Below are 21077 nucleotides of genomic sequence, written 5' to 3' on the forward strand. Positions count from 1 at the left end.
GCCCCGACTAATCGGGGCTTTTTTATAGCAGCGCAAATAATTCTTGCGCGTTAAGAAGACTTCTTTTTCACTGGGGGCAAGTCTGTGCAATGACCATGCGCTGCTTCCGCAGCCAAGCCAACAGATTCACCAAGTGTTGGATGAGGATGAATAGTTTTACCAATATCAACCGCATCAGCACCCATCTCAATGGCAAGACATACTTCACTGATTAAGTCACCAGCATGAGTACCGACGATACCACCACCAATAATGCGGTGTGTCTTAGCATCAAAAATCAGTTTCGTGAAACCTTCATCGCGACCGTTTGCAATTGCACGTCCACTAGCGGCCCATGGGAATAAGCCTTTTTCATAGGCAATACCTTGCGCTTTACATTGTTCTTCAGTAAGACCTGCCCAAGCAACCTCTGGATCCGTGTAGGCAACAGAAGGAATTTGCTTGGCATCAAAGTAAGACTTCTCACCAGCAGCAGCCTCGGCAGCAACATGACCTTCATGAACTGCCTTATGAGCCAACATCGGCTGCCCAACTAAGTCACCAATTGCGAAGATGTTTGGAACATTGGTACGCATCTGTTTATCAACAGGAATAAATCCACGCTCATCCACTTGAACGCCCGCTTTATCAGCAGCAATTTTCTTGCCATTTGGAGTGCGCCCTACTGCAACCAATACCAAATCATAAGTCTGTGCTTGAGCAGGAGCATTCTCACCTTCAAATGTCACCTGAATTCCATCTGGCTTCACTTCAGCTTTTGCGGCACGAGTCTTGAGCATGATGTTCTCAAAACGACCTGCATTGAACTTCTCCCATACCTTTTCAAGATCGCGATCGGCACCCGCCATCAGGCCATCCATCATCTCGGCAATATCAATTCGAGAACCTAAGGTGCTGTAGACCGTCGCCATTTCTAGACCAATAATGCCGCCACCAATCACCAACATTCTTTTTGGAATGCTCTTGAGTAGCAAAGCGCCCGTGCTATCGACAATCCTTGGATCTTCTGGCAAGAAAGGTAGTTTCACAGGCTGGCTACCTGCAGCAATAATTACCTTTTGAAAACGCACCACCTCTTTTTGCCCGGTTAAGTCTTGTCCTGAGCCGCTAGTCAACTCAACTTCAACGTGATTCGCATCTAGGAACTTACCTAGTCCACGCACTACCTTCACTTTGCGCGCTTTAGCCATACCAGCTAAACCACCAGTTAATTTAGCTATGACTGACTCTTTGTAACCACGCAACTGATCAATCTCAATCTTGGGTGCGCCAAATGTAATGCCATGTTTAGCCATTGTCTTCACTTCATCCATCACAGCCGTCGTATGCAACAAAGCTTTTGATGGAATACAACCGACGTTTAAGCAAACACCACCCAAGGTCGCATAGCGCTCTACTAAGACTGTATTCATACCCAAATCTGCACTGCGGAATGCCGCGCTATATCCACCAGGACCAGCACCGAGAACCAACATCTCGCATTCATGATCGACTTTGCCGTTGTACTGCCCCACTTTTGGTGCTGGTGCTAGTGCCGCTAGTGGCGGCGCTGAAGGCTGAGGAGTTGGGGTTGGAGCTGAGGCTGGTGCAGAAGCTGCTGCTGTAGCACTCGCCTCAATTTCAGCAATCACAGAACCTTTACTTACCTTGTCACCTACTTTCAGCAAAATACTGGTAATCGTGCCAGTTGCATCAGCAGGTACCTCCATGGTGGCCTTATCAGACTCAAGGACAAGTAATGGTTGTTCTTTCTGAACTACATCACCCACCTTCACCAATACTTCAATGACAGGTACATCTGAGTAATCGCCAATATCTGGAACCAGAATCGTTTGCTTAGCCATAAAACCTCCTTATAGCGAAGCACGACGGAAGTCGGCCAATAGTTGAGCAATGTACACATTAAAGCGAGTTGCAAGTGCACCATCAATCACGCGATGATCGGCAGATAGCGATAGCGGGCAAATTAAGCGTGGCACAAATTGCTTGCCATCCCACACTGGTTTCATGGCAGCCTTGCTAACACCCAGAATAGCAACTTCCGGCGCATTCACAATTGGGGAGAAATAAGTTCCACCAATACCGCCCAAGGAGGAAATGGTGAAGCTTGCGCCCTGCATCTGATCAGGCTTTAATTTGCCATCACGAGCTAATGCAGCTAACTCAGAAGTCTCTTTTGCTAATTCAAAGATGCCTTTCTTGTCGGCATCTTTAATTACTGGGACAACGAGACCAGTTGGCGTATCCGCAGCAAATCCAATATTGAAGTATTTCTTGAGAATTAAATCGTCACCATCTAAGGAGCTATTGAATTCTGGATATTTCTTCAACGCAGCAACAGCGGCTTTCATCAAGAATGCGAGCATCGTAATCTTGATACCCTTCTTTTCGTTCTCTTTATTTGTGAGAACTCGGAAAGCCTCTAAATCAGTAATATCCGCATCTTCGTGGTACGTGACCGCAGGAATCATTACCCAGTTGCGACCCAAATTCGCTGCTGTTAGTTTCTTAATACGATTCAATGGTTGACGCTCGATCTCGCCAAACTTTGTGAAATCGACTTTTGGCCATGGAATTAAATTCAGGCCACCCAAACTTCCACCACTAGAGGCCGCAGCCGCACTGCCGGCGCCGCCACTCATTGCAGCTTTTACAAAAGCTTGCACGTCTTCTTGAGTAATACGTCCTTTTGGACCAGAGCCCTTAACTTGAGCAATGGTGACGCCAAGTTCGCGCGCAAACTTTCTAACTGAAGGGCTTGCGTGACTAACAGCAGCATCTACTGGCGGAGGTGTATTGCTGATTGGTGGAGGCGCTGGTGCTCGCGCAATAGGCGGCTCTACCGCTCTGGCCACTGGGGCTGCAGACGCAGCTGGAGCCGGTGCCGAAACCGCAGGGGCAGAAACACCACTAGAAGCACCATCCAAAATAATTACCACTGAGCCTTGAGACAAATTGTCGCCAACCTTAACCTTTACCTCTTTGACGACACCAGCGTGAGACGATGGAACATCCATCGTAGCCTTATCGGATTCAAGCACGACGATCGATTGTTCTTTTTCTACTTTATCGCCGGCTTTTACTAATACCTCTATCACTGGTACATCTTTGTAATCACCAATGTCGGGAACTTTTACTTCAATCGGCGCGCCACCTGAGCTAGCTGGAGCAACAGAAGCTTGAGGTGCAGCAGGATCTGGTATTGATACAGATCCACCCTCTTCTAAAGTGATCACTACAGAACCTTCTGATAAGGTATCGCCCACCTTAACCTTCACATCCTTTACAACACCGGTGTGAGACGATGGAACATCCATCGTAGCCTTATCGGATTCTAAAACGACAATCGATTGCTCTTTTTCAATCTTGTCGCCCGCTTTTACAAGAACTTCAATGACTGGCACATCCTTGTAGTCACCAATGTCCGGTACTTTGATTTCGATTATTTGACTCATGAATGATCTCGCCTTAAACCGTCATTGGGTTTGGTTTGTTAGTGTCAATGCCATACTTCTTAATAGCTTCAGCCAACTTTTGACGATCAAGCTGACCAGCATCAACCAGAGATCTCAAAGCGGTAATAACAACCCAACGACGATCAACCTCGAAGAAATCACGCAACTTCTCGCGAGTATCTGAACGACCAAAGCCATCGGTACCAAGAACTTCATAGCGACGACCCATATGCTGAATAGCTGGACGAATTTGCTCAGCAAATAAGCGAACGTAGTCAGTAGAGGCGATGATTGGCCCAACAGTATCTTTCAGGCACTTCTCTACGTGAGAGAGTGCTGGAGCTGCTGTTGGGTTCAGCAGATTGGATCGATGCACCGCATTCCAATCACGGCCTAACTCTGTAAAGCTTGGGCAACCCCATAAGTCAGAAGCAATGCCCCAATCTTTTTGTAGCATCTCTGCCGCTTCAATCACCTCACGGAAGATCGTGCCTGAGCCCAAAAGTTGTACGCGAAGCTTAGCTTTGTCATCACCTACAGACTTCAACTTATACATCCCTTTGATGATGTCTTTTTCAGCACCCTTAGGCATTGCTGGGTGTGCGTAGTTTTCATTCATAAGAGTGACGTAGTAATACACGTCCTCCTGAACTTCCATCATGCGACGCATGCCATCTTGAATCACTACTGCTAACTCAAAGGCAAATGTTGGGTCATAACTAATACAGTTTGGTATAGCGGCACTCCAAAGATGGCTATGACCATCTTCATGTTGCAGACCCTCGCCATTTAAGGTTGTTCTGCCAGCAGTACCACCAAGCAAGAAACCACGACTACGCATATCGCCTGCAGCCCAAGCTAAGTCACCGATACGCTGGAAGCCGAACATGGAATAGAAAATATAGAAAGGCAACATTGGCACACCGTGTGTTGAATACGATGTAGCAGCAGCAATCCAGTCGCACATGCCACCCGCCTCGTTAATACCTTCCTGCAAAATTTGACCTGACTTGTCCTCTTTGTAGAACATCAACTGATCATGGTCTTCTGGGGTGTAGAGCTGACCCAATTGATTCCAGATTCCTAATTGACGGAACATACCTTCCATACCAAAGGTACGTGACTCGTCTGGAACAATGGGAACGACGCGCTTACCAATAGTTTGATCACGCACAATAGTATTGAGCATGCGTACAAAAGCCATTGTGGTTGAAATCTCGCGCCCTTCTGTTGTTGCCTCAAGTAATGGCGCAAACGCACTTAAAGCTGGAACTGGCAAACTCTCTGCCTTAGCGCGACGCTGTGGCAAGTAACCACCTAACTCTTGGCGGCGCGCTTTCATGTATTCAAGCTCTGGGCTTCCTTCAGCAAACTTCACCAAAGGCATTTCCGCTAAATCTTCATCCTTGACAGGAATTTCAAAACGATCTCTAAAGCGACGCACATCGTCGTCATTCATCTTCTTCGCTTGGTGAGCAATATTCATTGCCTCACCAGAACCACCCATACCGTAACCCTTAATGGTATGAGCCAAAATAACTGTTGGCTGATCCTTGTGATTTACCGCAGCATGAAATGCGGCATACACCTTGTGCGGGTCATGACCACCACGATTAAGCTGCCAAATTTCATCATCGCTCCAATCACTTACTAGCGCTTTTAATTCGGGAGTATTGAAGACAGTCTCACGAACATAAGCGCCATTTTTTGCTTTCATGGTTTGGTATTGGCCATCAACAATCTCACCAAGACGTTGCATTAAGATACCCTTCTTATCGCGAGCAAAGAGTGCATCCCACTGACCGCCCCACACTACCTTAATAACGTTCCAACCTGCGCCACGGAACTCGCTTTCCAACTCTTGAATAATCTTGCCATTACCACGTACTGGGCCATCTAAGCGCTGCAAGTTGCAGTTAATTACAAAAATCAGATTGTCTAGTTTTTCACGGCCAGCCATTCCGATTGCGCCCAGAGATTCAGGCTCGTCTGTTTCACCATCGCCAAGGAAGGCCCATACTTTGCGACCTTGCTCCTGAATGAATCCACGATCTCTCAAGTACTTCATGAAACGCGCTTGATAAATCGCCATGATGGGACCAAGCCCCATAGAAACGGTTGGGAACTGCCAGAAGTCTGGCATCAGCCAAGGATGCGGGTAACTTGAAATACCTTTGCCACCCACCTCTTGGCGAAAGTTATTTAACTGATCATCTGTTAAGCGACCCAACATATATGCGCGCGCATAAACCCCTGGCGCTGAGTGGCCCTGAACAAATATCAGGTCACCGCCATGTTCTGGCGATGGTGCATGCCAAAAATGGTTGTAACCCACATCATATAAAGTTGCTGCAGATTGAAAAGAAGAAATGTGTCCGCCGACATTGGTATCTTTATTGGCACGCAACACCATTGCCATGGCATTCCAACGCGTATAGGAACGAATGCGATGCTCAACATTTTGATCGCCAGGTAATCGGGCTTGATTCTCTACTGGAATCGTATTGATATAAGGCGTCTCCGCATGGAACGGCTGATCAACTCCGTTAACACGTGCATGCGAAATCTGTTGGTCAATTAAATATGCTGCACGTTGCGGACCTTCGTTATGAATTACGCCATCTAGCGCTTGCAGCCATTCTTGTGTCTCACCAGGATCTGCATCCTGTGGATTTTGTTTACCTAAAACTTGATCTGGAACTGCAGCCATAACTTGTCTCCAATAGTCACTTGATTTACTTCAGTTACTTCATCGTTAGTCATTCACTCTATAGGCAACATTCTAGGAAGGTATATGGGTGTTAACAAGCAATTTTCCACATAATGATAATATTTCTCATAATGTGGTATTTTATTGCGCCGCACAGTAATGGGGCTTAGAAGGTCGAAAATCAATAATTAAGGCTCCCATAAGGCAAAATGAGCTTATATCTATGAAATCCACGGCCTTAGTCAGCTTAATCACTAAACCCTTTAAATGGCTCCGAAAAATAAGGGGCTTTAAGCTTGTTTACACCCCATTAATAGCCATTGTGTTGTTCACTATGGTGATGAGTGTCATTTTGGGCACCTTACATCTACAAGAGAAAAATCAGCAAGAGTCTGCCCTATTTCGAGAATTATCTTTTGCTAAGCAGCGTATTCAATTACGGTTTGCAAATAATGCTGACTCATTAAATTCGATTAATCGTGAAATAGCAGCAAGCACAGAAGACCCCAAGCTTAGGCTACTTGCGCGTGAACAAGCGGATGATTTAATTCTCAATAATCATGAGATTGTCAAAATCATTTGGATTAATGCAGATAACCAACGCCTATGGACGGTTCCTGTTAATAACAATAAATCGGACTGGATTAGCAAGACCCAGAATGACCAAACTGCAAATGAGAATCTTGCAAACACTATTGAATTGAGCAAAGCTACCAGTAGAGCTGCATTCAGTCCTTTCATGACCCTCAGCCTACCAAACGAAGAGCCAATAGCTAAAGAGAGGCGGACAGTGTTTTGGCAGGTTGTACCTAATATTGTGAGTGGCCAAACTATCGGCTTCCTAGCTGCCCTATATACAACCCAAGGTGTACTAGAAATCATTCCAGGGGAACTGAAAGCCCACTATCGCTTTACGCTGGTGACTGACAACGACAGAGTTCTTGCCATCTCTTCTGATCGCGATACTCCAAAACGTGCATTTAGCAATCAAACTAGTTTAGATATTGGGGTGCTAAGCCCCAATATGGTCTTGCGTATTGATACCTATCCACCACCTACCAATCTGACTTTCCGCATGCTCATTGGAGTGGTAATTGGACTTTCCGCATTCGTGATCTGGAGTCTCTGGTCTGTATTGAAGCAGATGCAAGTAAGGCAAGAGGCTGAAGCGAACTTACGTACAGAAACCAACTTTCGTAGCGCCATGGAAAATTCCACACCCGTTGGTATACGTGCGCACGATATGCAAAAGAGAATTACTTATGTCAATCGTGCATTCTGCGAAATGACCGGCTGGAGCGCCAAAGAACTGATTGGGCTTGAGCCGCCCTTTCCCTTTTGGCCAGATAGCCGTAGGGATGAGCTTGTTGAAAAAATGAATCGCGCCCTTCAATCAGACATCGGCAGCGGTCTGAAAAAAGGAATTGAAGGCGCCATTCTCAGAAAAGATGGCTCATTAATTCAGACGCGGACATTTATTGCCCCATTAATTAATGAGCGCGGCAAGCAAACTGGTTGGGTCACCTCATTAATCGACATCTCTGAGCCTAAAAAGATTCGAGAAGAATTGGCAGCATCGCAAGAGCGCTTTACAACCGTTCTCGAGGGTCTCGATGCGGCTGTTTCGGTTGTCTCACTAGAAACTGATGAGCTTCTCTTTGCGAATCGGTTTTATCGCGAGCATTTTGGCAATGACTCTAAAGGTCACTTCCAACTGGCCCACCAAGAAAATAGTATGCAGACCTTGCATAACATTGCTGAGGACTTACAAGACTCCCCTCCAGGAATACCAACCTCCTTCCTCTATCAAGAATCAGAATCGGAAGAAGTACAACTCAGTGATGGCAGCAATAAATGGTATGAGGTACGCCGCCGCTTCATTCCATGGGTTGATGGGCATCTTGCGCAATTACTGATTGCCACCGACATCACCCTTCGCAAAGAGGGTGAGGACTTAGCGCGTCAACAAGAAGAGCGCATGCAATTTACAAGCCGTTTAACCACAATGGGTGAAATGGCATCCTCTTTGGCGCATGAACTCAATCAACCTCTTTCAGCCATCTCGAACTATTGCATGGGTATCGCCAAACGCTTGGAGGGCAACCTTGATCCAACACTTAACAAGGAAATATTGCCCGCACTAGAAAAAGCATCAGAGCAAGCACATCGTGCTGGCACGATCATTCAGCGTATTCGTGGATTTGTAAAACGTAGTGAGCCACAGCGAAAACCAATCGCAATTGGTGAAATCATGAATGATGCCGTTGGGCTTGTAGAGATTGAGGCACATCGTCATAGACTCACGATTACTTCGAGCATTGCCGAAAACCTCCCGGAGGTAAATGTCGACCCAGTTCTAATCTTGCAGGTTTTGGTTAACTTACTTAAAAATGGCCTAGATAGCACTAGGGAGGCATACCCTCTTTCCTCGCGCTGGTCAGCCCCGCCCGTTTCTATTAGCGCAGACCTAGACACTAGTATTTTTCCAGCCATGCTGCGAATTCAGGTCAAAGATGGGGGTGCCGGAATCCCTGAATCAGTGTCACAACGCATGTTTGAGCCCTTTTTCAGCACAAAATCGGATGGAATGGGCATGGGGCTGAATATTTGCCGCTCCATTATCGAATCCCACCACGGTCGTCTGTGGGCTGTGAACTCCATGGATGCCGAACATACCAAGCTTGTCGGCTGCACCTTTACAATATTGCTACCCCTAGATTCTCCGGAAACCGGTGGGAATGTATAACTGTCGTACTGATGATTGATTTGTGAGAACCGTTATGAACTTAAGCGCCAGCACCAAACCTAACCAGGCCGAAGTTGTTTATGTCGTCGATGACGATGAAGCAGTTCGAGATTCTTTGACTTGGCTTTTAGAAAGCAATGGTTACGTCGTGCGTTGCCATGCAAGCGCGGAGCGCTTCTTGCAATCCCTACAAAGCACTGATAAGTCAACTATCTCCTGCGCCATTCTTGATGTGCGCATGCCTGGAATGTCCGGTCTTGAATTACAAGAGCGTTTGATTAGTGAAAACCTACCAATGCCAGTTGCGTTTATTACAGGTCATGGTGATGTTTCAATGGCGGTATCAACTATGAAACGTGGTGCAGTTGATTTCATCGAAAAGCCATTTAAAGAGAATGATCTCTGTGGACTTGTTGATCGCATGTTGGCAAAAGCGCGCGTGGACTACTCACAAGCAAGTCAACGCAAAATTACCCAGAGCTTGCTCAGCAAACTTACCGGTCGCGAGCGTCAAGTTTTAGAGCGCATTGTTGCAGGTCGCCTGAACAAACAAATTGCCGATGATCTTGGTATCTCCATCAAAACCGTTGAAGCCCACCGCGCCAACATTATGGAAAAACTCAACGTCAACACGGTAGCAGACTTATTGCGCCTAGCGCTCTCTGACCCACAACCCAATTAATATTCACCTTATTCGTAATGCCGGCTCAATTACTCGACGGAAACTCGCTCTCCAAGAAGCTTCGTACTGAAATCGCCGCTCGTGGCGCCATTGTGACTGCCAAGGGCGTTCGCCCTGGGCTAGCGGTAATTGTTGTTGGTGACAATGCCGCCAGCCAGGTCTATGTCCGCAATAAAGTAAAAGCCTGTGAAGATGTCGGGTTTCATTCGGTACTAGAACGCTATTCAGCTGACCTTGGCGAAGAAGAATTATTGGCGCGCATTGCGATGCTCAATGCCGATCCTTCTATTCACGGCATCTTAGTGCAACTCCCGCTACCAGAGCATATCGCCGCAGAACGTGTGTTAGAAGCGATTGCCCCCGAAAAAGATGTGGATGGCTTTCACGTTGCTAATGCAGGTGCGCTCATGGTTGGTCAGCCTGAATTCAAACCTTGCACGCCATACGGTTGCATGAAAATTCTAGAGAGCATTGATTACCCTATCCGTGGTGCGCGTGCCGTCATCGTTGGCGCATCCAACATTGTTGGCAAACCCATGGCGATGTTACTCTTGCAAGCTGGCGCTACTGTCACGATTTGCAATAGTAAAACTCGTGACTTGGCGCATCACACTAAAGATGCGGATATTCTCGTAGTTGCAACGGGTAAGCCTAAAATGATTTCTGGCGACATGGTTAAAAATGGCGCAGTTGTAATTGACGTAGGCATTAACCGTCTCCCCGATGGCAAGCTTTGTGGCGATGTTGATTTTGATGCGGCTAAATATGTTGCGGGCTGGATTACCCCCGTTCCTGGTGGTGTTGGCCCCATGACCATCACCATGTTGCTAATGAATACTTTAGAAGCTGCGGAAAAAGCAGCCAAGCCCTAGATCCATTAAGCTAGAGGGATGAATACATCCCCTCTTGCTACCCTTTCCCCAGAATTACAAAATAATCCTCTACTTGCTTTTGGTCGAGGAATTGCTTCCTATTCAGAAGTAAAACCAGAACACATTACGCCAGCGATTGGGTGGCTACTAAAGCGCGCCCAAAGCGCTGTTGATCTTGCCACTAACCCAAACACTCCAGCCACTTGGGATCAATTAGCAGAACCATTAGAGGATGCTACAGAGGCCTTAGGTAGATCTTGGGGGGTCATTTCTCATTTAAATAGCGTAGCTGATACGCCTGAGCTTCGAGTAGCTTATGGTGCAATGCTTCCCGAGGTAACTGCATTTTTCTCTAGCCTTGGACAAAACTTAGACCTATATCAAAAGTTTAAAGAGCTCAGCAAGAGTCCTGAGTTTGCAAAACTGAGCCGTGCGCAGAAAAAAGTAATAGAAAACTCCCTAAGAGACTTCCGGCTTGGTGGTGCGGAGTTGAGTGATGCAGATAAACCTCGCTTTGCTCAGATTCAAGATGAGCAAGCGGTATTAGGGAAAGCATTCTCTGACCATGTTTTAGATGCCACTGATCATTTTGTTCATCATGTAACTGATGAGTCTGAGCTAACTGGCTTACCAGATGATGTAAAAGCCGCAGCGGCCGACATTGCTCAGCAAAAGGGTTTGCAAGGATGGGCATTCACTCTGCACTTTCCTTCATATTACCCAGTCATGCAGTATTCAGAAAACCGGGCATTACGCCGCCTTATGTATGAGGCTTATATCACCCGTTCTTCCGAGTTGGGGCCCCAATTCGGCAAAGGCAAAGCAGAGTGGGATAACACACAAAACATGCTGGAGCAATTGCGATTGCGTGACGAAGAAGCGCGTATGCTTGGCTTTGCCAATTTTGCCGCGCTGAGTCTTGCCCCCAAAATGGCCAATACTGTTGATGAGGTTGATCGCTTCTTAACTGATTTCGCAATTAAATCCAAACCTTACGCTAAGCGTGACTGGGATGAACTTTGCGCTTTTGCAAAAAACGAACTTGGTTTGGCAGATGGTATTGAGCCTTGGGATATGGCTTTTGCCTCGGAGCGTTTAAAACAATCTCGATATGCGTTTTCTGAAAATGAATTAAAGCAATACTTTCCTTTGCCGAAAGTGTTAGAAGGTCTATTTGGTGTCATTCAAACCTTATTTAATGTCAAGATTGAATCCGCCAGCTTACCCACTTGGCATACAGATGTGCAATCGTTTGCAGTGAAGGATCTCTCAGGTAAGTTGCGTGCGTATTTTTATTTAGATCCCTATGCTCGCCCAGGTAAGCGTGGTGGGGCTTGGATGGATGATGCGCGTGGCCGAAGAGAATTACCCAATGGCGAGATTCAAATACCAGTAGCGTATTTGGTCTGTAACTTTGCTCCACCCGTCAAAGTGGATGGTGTTTTACGTCAACCCACTATTACCCACGATGATGTCATTACCCTCTTCCATGAAAGCGGTCATGGCCTGCATCACCTTCTAACCCAAGTAAGCGCTTTAGGGGTTTCTGGCATCAATGGCGTGGAGTGGGACGCAGTTGAGTTACCAAGCCAGTTTATGGAAAACTTCTGCTGGGAATGGGAAGTTTTAGAAAAGATGACCTCTCATGTGGAAAACGGCAGACCTTTGCCGCGTGAGCTTTTCGAAAAAATGCTAGCTGCGAAAAACTTTCAAAATGGCTGGATGACGCTGCGCCAAATCTTCATGTCACTAACGGACTGGAGATTACACTCACACTTTGATGCAAAGTCTGCTCAAGGCCAAGCGGTTCTGGATTTGTCTCGCAAGATAGCCAATGAATTCAATGTCATCCCACAGCCTGAGATTTCTCGATGGATTAATACTTTTAGTCATATCTTCGCTGGAGGTTATGCAGCTGGTTATTACAGCTATAAATGGGCTGAAGTCTTATCTGCTGATGCGTACTCTGCATTCGAAGAGGCTGCAAAACTAACAGGATCTATTCTAGATCCAGTTACTGGCGCGCGTTATCGTAAAGAAATCCTAGAGGTTGGAGGTAGTCGCCCCGCTGCCGAGTCCTTCAAAGCCTTTCGTGGTCGAGAGCCAAGCATTGATGCTCTCCTACGACACGGCGGCCTTACTTAAAGCTAGCAAAGCATGGAAATTATTCAACCCAGGTGGGAAATTTTTCCATTACTGACTGAAATAGCTTTGATTCCAGTCTGCCAGAAAGCCAACGCTTTAGCTGAGCAAATGGCAAGCCTTCAAATTGCTGTGGATTAACCATGGAAAACTGGCGAATGAAAGGAAAGATCGCAATATCTACCCAGCTTAACTTTGCCCCCATCAAATAAGGATGTGATTCAAGGGCACCTTCCATAGGTTGGAGCATCACTTCGATTGCATTACCCAAAACTTCAGCAGGTATTAATTCAGGATAGCGATTTGGGTATTTGTATTGGTCTAGCAACTTCTTAAAGGGGCCGTCATTCTTGGCAATCCATACTTGAGCAAGTTGCCGATCAATTGTCAGCCACCCGTCAGGGTCAGACTGCTTAAGGGCCCAATGCATGATGTCCAGACTTTGCTCTAGAACAAGATCGTCAGCCTGTAGAACAGGCACTGTCCCTTTAGGGGAAATGCGCAACATCGATTCAGGCTTATCTCTGAGTGAGATTTCTCGTATCTGGACTTTAATGCCAGCATACTTTAAAGCCATGCGCGCTCTCATAGCATAAGGGCACCGGCGGTAGGAGTACAAAATTGCCGTCATCACTTCATCGCCATCAATAATTGCTTAGGACTGCTTATGATTTTTTGATTTGCGCAATCACTGGCGCATGGTCGGATGGCTGCCCCCAGGTTCTTGGCTCTTTATCTACGATGCTAGCGCTGCATTTTTCTTTGAGGGCATCGCTCAATAAAATATGATCGATTCGTAGGCCTGCATTGCGACGAAACCCCATCATGCGATAGTCCCACCAGCTATACGTTTTAGGCGCTTGTTCAAACATTCTGAATGAATCATGCAACCCAAGGCCAACTAGAGATTGGAATGCTTCGCGCTCTGGTGGCGAAACCAAGTTCTGCCCTTCCCATGCTTTTGGATCATGCACATCCTCATCGGCTGGCGCAATATTAAAGTCCCCTAATAACGCTAAGCGTGGATTTTGCTCTAACTCACTCGCCAACCAAGACTGCAGAGAACTCAACCAATTTAATTTATAGGTAAATTTATCGCTCTCAGGTGATTGTCCATTTGGAAAATAGGCAGAGACTAAACGTATCGGTTGCATACCTGCAAAAGGAATAGTCGCAGCCAAGATGCGCTGTTGCTCATCTTCAAAATTGGGCATATTTCGTACGGGCTTTAAAAAAGTCGTATTCACATCGGTTGCGATAGGTGCTAGCGCTGCCTTACGCACAATAATTGCCACCCCGTTATAAGTTTTCTGGCCTGCCGCCAGGCTAAGATAACCCGCAGCCTCTAACTCTTGATGCGGATACTTATCATCCGTTAGCTTGAGTTCTTGCAAACAGACCGCATCAATCGCTTGTTGCTTTTTTTCCTGGTCCTGCAACCAACGAAGTACGTGTGGAAGACGAACTTTTAAGGAGTTCACATTCCAGGCAGCAATTCGAATCGAATCAGTCATCGATTCCGAGTTCCTGCAATTTACGAGTAATCGTATTGCGACCAATGCCCAGACGCTGCGCCGCCTCTACACGGCGACCACGTGTTACCTCTAAAGCCGCCTGTAATACTGCCTTCTCAAACCGCAAGTTCAGAGCATCAAAAACGGCTTTATCGCCATCTTGGAGCATCTTTACCGCTAAACGAGACAAGCCGCTCTCCCAATCAGAAGAACCCGTCTTTGCAGATATCGTGTTTGCAGTAGAAGACGACTCTCCTTGAATCAGAATGGGCTGCTCACCAGCCTGTGAAATGATGTCAGCGGGTAAATCACCAACCCCCACCACATTTGCAGGAGTCATCACGGTTAACCAATGGCAGAGATTTTCCAATTGACGCACATTACCTGGAAACGGCATTGCAGTCATCTCCTTTAGAACCTCGTCTGAGAGTTTTTTAGGCTCCACACCTAGCGACTTTGCACAGATCATCATGAAATGTTTAGCAAGTGCTGGAATATCCTCAGAGCGTTCACGTAAAGCAGGCATACGCAAGCGAATCACATTCAGGCGATGCATAAGATCTTCACGGAATAAGCCAGCTGCTACACGCTGCTCAAGATTTTGATGGGTTGAGGCAATAATGCGTACATTTGCCTTGATAGGGTCTTGACCACCCAAGCGATAGAAATGTCCGTCTGTTAACACTCGCAATAGGCGAGTCTGTAGATCGAATGGTAGGTCACCAATCTCCCCTAAAAATAATGTCCCGCCATCTGCTTGCTCTAAGCGACCGCGACGCAAGGTCTGCGCGCCCGGAAAAGCACCACGCTCATGACCAAACAACTCAGATTCCAATAAATCTTTTGGCACAGCTGAAGTGCTCAGTGATACAAATGGTCCTTTTGCACGTGGACTATGTCGATGCAAAGCTTGAGCAACTAGTTCTTTACCTGAACCTGACTCGCCAGTAATTAGCACGGTCGCATGCGATTGCGCTAAACGGCCAATTGCTCGAAACAACTCCTGCATCGCAGGTGCTTGGCCGATAATTTCAGTGGAATCCTGTCTCCAAGCTGCCGTCTCTTTCGCGCTGGCATCACCCCTAACGCCCTGCTCTACTGCGCGATGTATCAGCTCTACTGCCTTCTCGACATCAAATGGCTTTGTAAGATACTCAAATGCACCACCTTGAAAGGAGGAGACTGCGGAGTCCAGATCTGAATAAGCCGTCATGATGATCACTGGCAAATGAGGGTGAGTGACTTTGACATGCTGTAATAAATCTAAACCATTTCCACGAGGCATTCGAATATCGGAAATTAAAACCTGTGGAGCCTCTTTTTCCAGTGCATTGAGCACATCATTTGGATTAGAAAAGCTCTTGAATGGTACATTCTCTCGCGCCAAAGCTTTTTCTAATACCCAACGAATAGATTGGTCGTCGTCGACAATCCAGACTGGTTTCATGATGCCCTCTCCCGGTTACGGTATGGAATTTGAATATGAAAAACGGTACGTCCAGGACGACTATCACAGGCAATATAGCCCTGATGTTGCTGAACAAATGTTTGCGCCAGAGTTAAACCCAAACCGCTACCTCCCTCACGCCCTGAGACCAAGGGGAAGAAGATGCGATCAATAATTTCTTTAGGTATGCCAGGTCCATTATCAATTACATGCAAATCCATTGCCAACTTATAGCGTTTTTTTGCAATCGTGACTGAACGAGCCACACGGGTTTTTAATTCTATTTGCGCAGTACCCTGACTAATCTCTTCGGATAAAGCTTGTGCAGCGTTATGCACAATATTCAGAACTGCTTGAATCAGTTGTTCGCGGTCACCCATAATGTCGGGCAAACTGGTGTCATAGTTACGAATAATGCGAAGACCTTTTGGGAACTCGGCCAACACCAAGCTGCGCACACGCTCTAATGCCTCATGCACATTAAACGACTCAACCACATGAGCCTTGCGGTGTGGCGCCAGTAGTCGATCTACCAGCGTTTGCAGTCGGTCTGATTCCTTGATGATGACCTGCGTGTATTCACGTAAGCCTTTCTCTGGCAACTCAAACTCCAAAAGCTGAGCCGCCCCACGAATACCCCCCAATGGATTTTTAATCTCATGCGCTAGATTGCGCATCAACTGCTTATTTGCCTCTACTTGTTGCGTCACACGCTCGTCACGTTCGCTTCGTAACTGCTGATCAATCGGAAACCATTCCATCATGATCAATGTAGGATCCTCTAATGCCGCAATTACGACATGCGCCGGTATAGAGTCCTGATGAATACTTCCTGGTAATGAATGCAATACCATCTCTTGACGCTGAGCCATCACATGACCCTGCTTAATGTCATTGATCATACCGTTGAGAGCTCGGTTATCGCCAAATAAATCATGCACAGATTGACCCTCAAGCGACTTACGTGACAGATCCAGCGCAGATTCCGCGGCTGGGTTCACATAAACCAATTGTTGGTTCTCCGCCTCAAATACCACGATGGCATTGGGCATCTGATCGAGCAATGTCGGAAAAAAAGAAGCAGCCGTAGCTGCTCCTTTGAACGAATTGCGCAACAAACCTGCGCTCAAGTTCTCTCCTTCGCTTACAGGGAGTAGTACATATCGAATTCAATTGGATGAGTAGTCATACGGAAACGTGTGACATCCTCATTCTTCAACGCGATGTATGCGTCGAGCATTGAATTTGTAAATACACCGCCACGAGTCAAGAACTCACGATCTTTATCCAAGGCTTCCAAAGCTTGATCTAAGCTGTGGCAAACGGTTGGAATCTTTGCATCTTCTTCTGGTGGCAAGTCATACAAGTTCTTATCCGCAGCTTCGCCAGGATGAATCTTGTTCTGCACACCATCCAAACCTGCCATCAACAACGCAGAGAATGCCAAGTATGGGTTAGCCAACGGATCTGGGAAGCGAGTCTCGATACGACGACCCTTAGGATTAGATACGTGCGGAATACGGATGGAAGCAGAACGGTTACGTGCCGAGTAAGCCAACTTCACAGGAGCTTCAAAGCCTGGAACCAAACGCTTGTATGAGTTTGTACCTGGGTTAGTAATCGCATTCAATGCGCGTGCGTGCTTGATGATGCCACCGATGTAGTAGAGAGCAAACTCTGACAAACCAGCGTAACCATTACCAGCAAACAAGTTCTCTCCGTTCTTCCAAACAGATTGGTGAACGTGCATACCAGAACCATTGTCACCAACGACTGGCTTAGGCATGAAAGTAGCTGTCTTGCCATATGCATGAGCTACGTTCTGAATCACATACTTTTGCCAGATAGTCCAATCGGCACGCTGTACCAATGTGCTGAACTTCGTACCCAATTCGTTTTGACCTTGACCAGCAACTTCATGGTGATGCACTTCAACTGGAATGCCCAATGATTCAAGGATCAAACACATTTCAGAACGCATATCTTGGAATGTATCTACTGGAGCAACTGGGAAGTAACCACCCTTCTTGCCTGGACGGTGACCAGTGTTGCCGCCTTCAATCTCAGCACCTGATGACCATGGAGCCTCTTCGGAATCAATCTTCACGAAACAACCTTGCATGTCGGCACCCCAACGAACGCCGTCAAAAATAAAGAATTCTGGCTCTGGACCAAAGTAAGCTGCATCACCTAAACCGGAGCTCTTCAAATACGCTTCAGCGCGCTTAGCGATTGAACGTGGATCGCGATCGTAGCCTTTGCCATCTGATGGCTCGATCACATCACAAGTGAGAACCAAAGTTGGCTCTTCATAGAACGGGTCAATGTAAGCAGCTGTTGGATCTGGCATCAATAACATGTCGGAAGCTTCAATACCCTTCCAACCCGCGATAGAAGAACCGTCAAATGCATGACCGCTCTCAAACTTGTCTTCGTCAAAAGCAGAAATAGGTACCGTTGTATGTTGCTCTTTACCCTTTGTATCAACAAAGCGGAAATCAACGAAAGTACATTCTTTCTCTTTAACTAACTTCATCACATCGGCGACGGTCTTCGTCATGCAGCTCTCCTCTATTAACTAAACTTGGAATCCAAAACTAAGGCATACACCCTTGTTCATTCCAGGCATGCAACATGCCTCTCGGATGTATGTAATTTACTGAAGCAAACAACGGGGAACAGTCATTATTGCACTATTTAAGTGCCAGAATACCCGCATTAAGCTATAGAAATGCCTATTTTGCACCTTTTTAGGGCATAAATAGCTCAGGCAATATCGTGAATCTCGTAACCCAGCTCTTGAGTCCCGGCTCTTAAGGCTATCCAAGCATTTTCTAGCAAATTAGCATTGCCTTTGATGCCCAGTTCGATATGCCTCTGAGCGTACACTCCACCCCTGGCAGCGTCCCCCACCGAAGGGAGACTGAAGACCTTTACCCCCGGAAAATTTGCTTCAATACGCTCCATTAGAGGAGTCAAAGTCGATTCAATACCTTTGGGCACGATGAAGCTGCGCTCAGCCCAATTCTCTTGATGAAACAAGTTTTTGTAATGAGTATCTAAGCACCACGTCATCATTGGCGCGGCCATGACTGGAAACCCGGGAAGAAAATGATGCTCTTTGATTCTAAATCCTGGAATTTGATTGTAGGGATTAGGAATGATGTCACTACCAATCGGAAACTCACCCATCTTAAAACGATGTTGATTCTCTGGGGTATTTAGATCCGCCTTCACAGGATCCCCCTCGGCCATCGACTGAATGCGTCCTGCAATTAATTCTCTAGCAGTTGGATGCAATTCTATTTTGGTACCAAGTGCTAATGCAGCACACTGTCGCGTGTGATCATCTGGTGTGGCGCCAATGCCGCCTGTACTAAAGACCACATCGCCGCTTGCAAAGCTATCTCTTAATGTCGCAGTAATTTGCGCAGGATCATCGGCAACATATCGAGCCCAACTTAAACTTAAGCCGCGCTCAGTCAATAACTCGATGAGCTTGCTCATATGTTTATCTTGACGACGACCCGACAAAATTTCATCGCCAATCACAATTAGACCAAAGCGTCTAATTGCTCTAGCTTCGCCCTCTGGAGCATCAATCCCCACTTTTTTGAGTGCATTATCCATCGCATCAGCCATGATAAGGAAGCTCCGCTTCAATCACACGTGTTGGCACGGTTAAGGCCTTATCCAGCTCTTCTTGTCTTAAGGCGCTTAAAGCATCCAATAGGAAGTGGGTAAACCATAGCGCAGCAAAAACAAAAATAAGGGAGTAAATCCAGAGCGCCACAAAACTTACCACTGGAAAGAGTACTAAGGCTAATGCAGATGTCGCCCAAAAGAATGTAGGTACAGCCCCCAACATTCCTGATGCGATACCCATGACCAATAATGGCCAACGGTATTTTTCAATTAAGAGATCGCGCTCTTCTGTGCTGGCATGTTTTGCCAAGACGTCATAGGACATGAGGCGCATTGTTAACCAGCCCCAAAGCAAAGGCGGCAATATGGCAACAAGCGGTGGTACCCACCATACTGGCAAGGTCAACAAAACCAGCGCTAAACAAATTAGAGCAGACCAAAGCGTGTAGATCAGACTACCAAAGAATCCCCCGCCCTGTCTTCGCTCTAAGCCATGGTACTGAGATTGCCTAGCAACAATATTGACAATCGAAGGTACGGTAGAAAAGGCAATCAACACCAGCAAGCTAATCGTGATCAGTGGAATGATTAGCATCACGAAGAACAAAGGCGCAATCCACGCTCTTGCGTTATCAAAACCAGCCCACACTAAACCCTCTTGTATCCAACTCGTGAATATCGAGTTGGTCAGGAAAATACTGAGCGCTTCGAGCGCTGGCGTCCAAGTAAGCCAAATGAGGCAGCCCCATAGTACTGACACAATTAAAAATGGGCGCAAGCTTAACCACAACATCCGTGGATGCATCGTTCCCACTAATGCAAGCCCAAACGATTTAAATACTTGCTGAATACCGACCATATAACCCCTAACTCGCTAACGCTTTGGTTTACTTTTTAGCAAACAACTCACGCGCTGCGTGTACCAATCCCTGCCATTGTTGTGTCACGATATTTTGCGAGACCGTTAAGTTTCGCACGCCAGTGGGATATACGGCCTTTGGAAAAATGGCAGTCTTAAAGATCATGTCCCACCAAGGAAATAACACCCCAAAATTACAACCCCCTAGTACCCCAGGCTTGCCTTGTGCCTCATGACCATAACCCACGGCATGGTGCATGCGGTGATACATCGGAGAAATGAGCAAATACCGCGCCATGCCCAAATCGCTTTTGATGTTGGCGTGTTGCCAGCTTTGGATGAACTGACTAATAGCAACTAAAGCAACAAATTGTCCTGGTGAGACACCAAATAACAATGCAAAAAATGCCATAACTGTCGCTCGCATGATGTCATCAAGAAAATGATTGCGATTATCAGACCAAGCAGTCATGACGGTTTGACTATGGTGTAGGGCATGCAATTGCCACCACCAATTAAACGCATGAGAGGCGCGGTGGTAAAGATAATCCACTAAGTCCAACAAGATTAGGTAAATAACAAAACTTACAACCGGAATAGAAGTAATACTAGGCCACCAATTTTCGACATTGAAACGATCAAATCGGAAATCATGCAATATCGAATCAATTTCAAAGAAGAATCCGGATAAAGCAATAAACATCAATCCGTGAAAGATACCCAAGCGATGAAAGACTGTGTAAAACACATCCGCTTTTGTAGATGATGCAAAACGCTCCTGCACTTCCGCTGGTTGCACTCTCTCCCATGTGCGAAGTGCTAGCAAAATCAGAATGATTTGAATACAGCCGAACAGAAACCAATCAATTCCGTCAAAGACATCTTCAGCCCATGACATCAAATCAAACTGATAAAGAACTGGCCCAACAATATTGGTAAATAGCCATTCCTGAATGCTGCCGTAAGCACCTGAAATCGTAGAGGTAATATCAGTCCAAGCCATGC

At 46.5% G+C, this 21077-nt stretch carries 15 protein-coding genes; 4 read left to right on the forward strand and 11 right to left on the reverse strand.

Features of this window, described 5'->3' with window-relative positions; genetic code table 11:
* Nucleotides 1-50: 50 nt before the first annotated feature.
* From lpdA to aceE, 3 genes are read right to left on the reverse strand one after another with little or no spacing between them, the layout of a single operon-like run.
* On the reverse strand, nt 51-1844 hold the full coding sequence (gene lpdA / locus NHB35_RS06570; RefSeq protein WP_353431585.1) for a dihydrolipoyl dehydrogenase: 1794 nt from the start codon (nt 1842-1844) through the stop codon (nt 51-53).
* Nucleotides 1845-1853: 9 nt separating this feature from the next.
* Entirely contained in the window at nt 1854-3455 is a 1602-nt protein-coding gene (gene aceF, locus NHB35_RS06575; protein WP_353431586.1) for a dihydrolipoyllysine-residue acetyltransferase, read from the reverse strand.
* Between the two features lie 13 nt (nt 3456-3468).
* The gene (aceE, locus tag NHB35_RS06580; protein WP_353431587.1) at nt 3469-6165 is read right to left on the reverse strand and encodes a pyruvate dehydrogenase (acetyl-transferring), homodimeric type; all 2697 of its coding nucleotides are present in this window, start codon (nt 6163-6165) and stop codon (nt 3469-3471) included.
* A gap of 223 nt (nt 6166-6388) precedes the next feature.
* Between aceE and NHB35_RS06585 the strand changes: the two genes are divergently transcribed.
* Genes NHB35_RS06585 through NHB35_RS06600 form a run of 4 tightly spaced genes read left to right on the forward strand, consistent with a single transcriptional unit; the run spans nt 6389 to nt 12610 of the window.
* Nucleotides 6389-8911 (forward strand): PAS domain S-box protein, encoded by a 2523-nt coding sequence (locus NHB35_RS06585; protein ID WP_353431588.1) that lies wholly within the window; start codon nt 6389-6391, stop codon nt 8909-8911.
* Nucleotides 8912-8945: 34 nt separating this feature from the next.
* Nucleotides 8946-9593, forward strand: coding sequence for a response regulator transcription factor (locus NHB35_RS06590; RefSeq protein ID WP_071467798.1), 648 nt, complete (start codon nt 8946-8948; stop codon nt 9591-9593).
* Between the two features lie 17 nt (nt 9594-9610).
* Nucleotides 9611-10465 carry a bifunctional methylenetetrahydrofolate dehydrogenase/methenyltetrahydrofolate cyclohydrolase FolD gene (gene folD, locus NHB35_RS06595; RefSeq protein WP_353431589.1) on the forward strand — a complete coding sequence of 285 codons (855 nt, stop codon included), beginning with the start codon at nt 9611-9613 and terminating at the stop codon, nt 10463-10465.
* Between the two features lie 18 nt (nt 10466-10483).
* The gene (locus tag NHB35_RS06600; RefSeq protein ID WP_353431590.1) at nt 10484-12610 is read left to right on the forward strand and encodes a M3 family metallopeptidase; all 2127 of its coding nucleotides are present in this window, start codon (nt 10484-10486) and stop codon (nt 12608-12610) included.
* Between the two features lie 19 nt (nt 12611-12629).
* Here NHB35_RS06600 and NHB35_RS06605 read toward each other — a convergent pair whose 3' ends face one another.
* From NHB35_RS06605 to NHB35_RS06640, 8 genes are all read right to left on the reverse strand, one after another.
* Nucleotides 12630-13238, reverse strand: coding sequence for a glutathione S-transferase (locus NHB35_RS06605; RefSeq protein WP_353431592.1), 609 nt, complete (start codon nt 13236-13238; stop codon nt 12630-12632).
* Between the two features lie 34 nt (nt 13239-13272).
* Nucleotides 13273-14121 carry an exodeoxyribonuclease III gene (gene xth, locus NHB35_RS06610; protein WP_353431593.1) on the reverse strand — a complete coding sequence of 283 codons (849 nt, stop codon included), beginning with the start codon at nt 14119-14121 and terminating at the stop codon, nt 13273-13275.
* Nucleotides 14114-15568, reverse strand: coding sequence for a nitrogen regulation protein NR(I) (ntrC, locus tag NHB35_RS06615; RefSeq protein ID WP_353431594.1), 1455 nt, complete (start codon nt 15566-15568; stop codon nt 14114-14116). The genes xth and ntrC overlap by 8 nt, the downstream gene beginning before the upstream one ends.
* Nucleotides 15565-16632, reverse strand: coding sequence for a nitrogen regulation protein NR(II) (gene glnL / locus NHB35_RS06620; protein ID WP_353433414.1), 1068 nt, complete (start codon nt 16630-16632; stop codon nt 15565-15567). The genes ntrC and glnL overlap by 4 nt, the downstream gene beginning before the upstream one ends.
* An 80-nt stretch (nt 16633-16712) precedes the next feature.
* Entirely contained in the window at nt 16713-18128 is a 1416-nt protein-coding gene (gene glnA, locus NHB35_RS06625) for a type I glutamate--ammonia ligase (protein WP_353431595.1), read from the reverse strand.
* A 206-nt stretch (nt 18129-18334) separates the two neighbouring features.
* The gene (locus tag NHB35_RS06630; RefSeq protein WP_353431596.1) at nt 18335-19210 is read right to left on the reverse strand and encodes a molybdopterin-binding protein; all 876 of its coding nucleotides are present in this window, start codon (nt 19208-19210) and stop codon (nt 18335-18337) included.
* Entirely contained in the window at nt 19203-20072 is an 870-nt protein-coding gene (locus NHB35_RS06635) for an EI24 domain-containing protein (protein WP_353431597.1), read from the reverse strand. Before NHB35_RS06635 ends, NHB35_RS06630 begins: the two co-directional genes overlap by 8 nt.
* Nucleotides 20073-20100: 28 nt before the next feature.
* On the reverse strand, nt 20101-21075 hold the full coding sequence (locus tag NHB35_RS06640) for a sterol desaturase family protein (protein ID WP_353431598.1): 975 nt from the start codon (nt 21073-21075) through the stop codon (nt 20101-20103).
* Nucleotides 21076-21077 lie beyond the last annotated feature (2 nt).

This window comes from Polynucleobacter sp. MWH-UH23A (genome assembly GCF_040409805.1).
Lineage (GTDB): Bacteria > Pseudomonadota > Gammaproteobacteria > Burkholderiales > Burkholderiaceae > Polynucleobacter.

What these genes read in the sequence shown, in the direction of transcription:
- lpdA (WP_353431585.1), bottom strand. Translation starts at nt 1,844, where the DNA reads ATGGCTAAGCAAACGATTCTGGTTCCAGATATTGGCGATTACTCAGAT.
- aceF (WP_353431586.1), bottom strand. Translation starts at nt 3,455, where the DNA reads ATGAGTCAAATAATCGAAATCAAAGTACCGGACATTGGTGACTACAAG.
- aceE (WP_353431587.1), bottom strand. Translation starts at nt 6,165, where the DNA reads ATGGCTGCAGTTCCAGATCAAGTTTTAGGTAAACAAAATCCACAGGAT.
- NHB35_RS06585 (WP_353431588.1), top strand. Translation starts at nt 6,389, where the DNA reads ATGAAATCCACGGCCTTAGTCAGCTTAATCACTAAACCCTTTAAATGG.
- NHB35_RS06590 (WP_071467798.1), top strand. Translation starts at nt 8,946, where the DNA reads ATGAACTTAAGCGCCAGCACCAAACCTAACCAGGCCGAAGTTGTTTAT.
- folD (WP_353431589.1), top strand. Translation starts at nt 9,611, where the DNA reads ATGCCGGCTCAATTACTCGACGGAAACTCGCTCTCCAAGAAGCTTCGT.
- NHB35_RS06600 (WP_353431590.1), top strand. Translation starts at nt 10,484, where the DNA reads ATGAATACATCCCCTCTTGCTACCCTTTCCCCAGAATTACAAAATAAT.
- NHB35_RS06605 (WP_353431592.1), bottom strand. Translation starts at nt 13,238, where the DNA reads ATGACGGCAATTTTGTACTCCTACCGCCGGTGCCCTTATGCTATGAGA.
- xth (WP_353431593.1), bottom strand. Translation starts at nt 14,121, where the DNA reads ATGACTGATTCGATTCGAATTGCTGCCTGGAATGTGAACTCCTTAAAA.
- ntrC (WP_353431594.1), bottom strand. Translation starts at nt 15,568, where the DNA reads ATGAAACCAGTCTGGATTGTCGACGACGACCAATCTATTCGTTGGGTA.
- glnA (WP_353431595.1), bottom strand. Translation starts at nt 18,128, where the DNA reads ATGACGAAGACCGTCGCCGATGTGATGAAGTTAGTTAAAGAGAAAGAA.
- NHB35_RS06630 (WP_353431596.1), bottom strand. Translation starts at nt 19,210, where the DNA reads ATGGCTGATGCGATGGATAATGCACTCAAAAAAGTGGGGATTGATGCT.
- NHB35_RS06635 (WP_353431597.1), bottom strand. Translation starts at nt 20,072, where the DNA reads ATGGTCGGTATTCAGCAAGTATTTAAATCGTTTGGGCTTGCATTAGTG.
- NHB35_RS06640 (WP_353431598.1), bottom strand. Translation starts at nt 21,075, where the DNA reads ATGGCTTGGACTGATATTACCTCTACGATTTCAGGTGCTTACGGCAGC.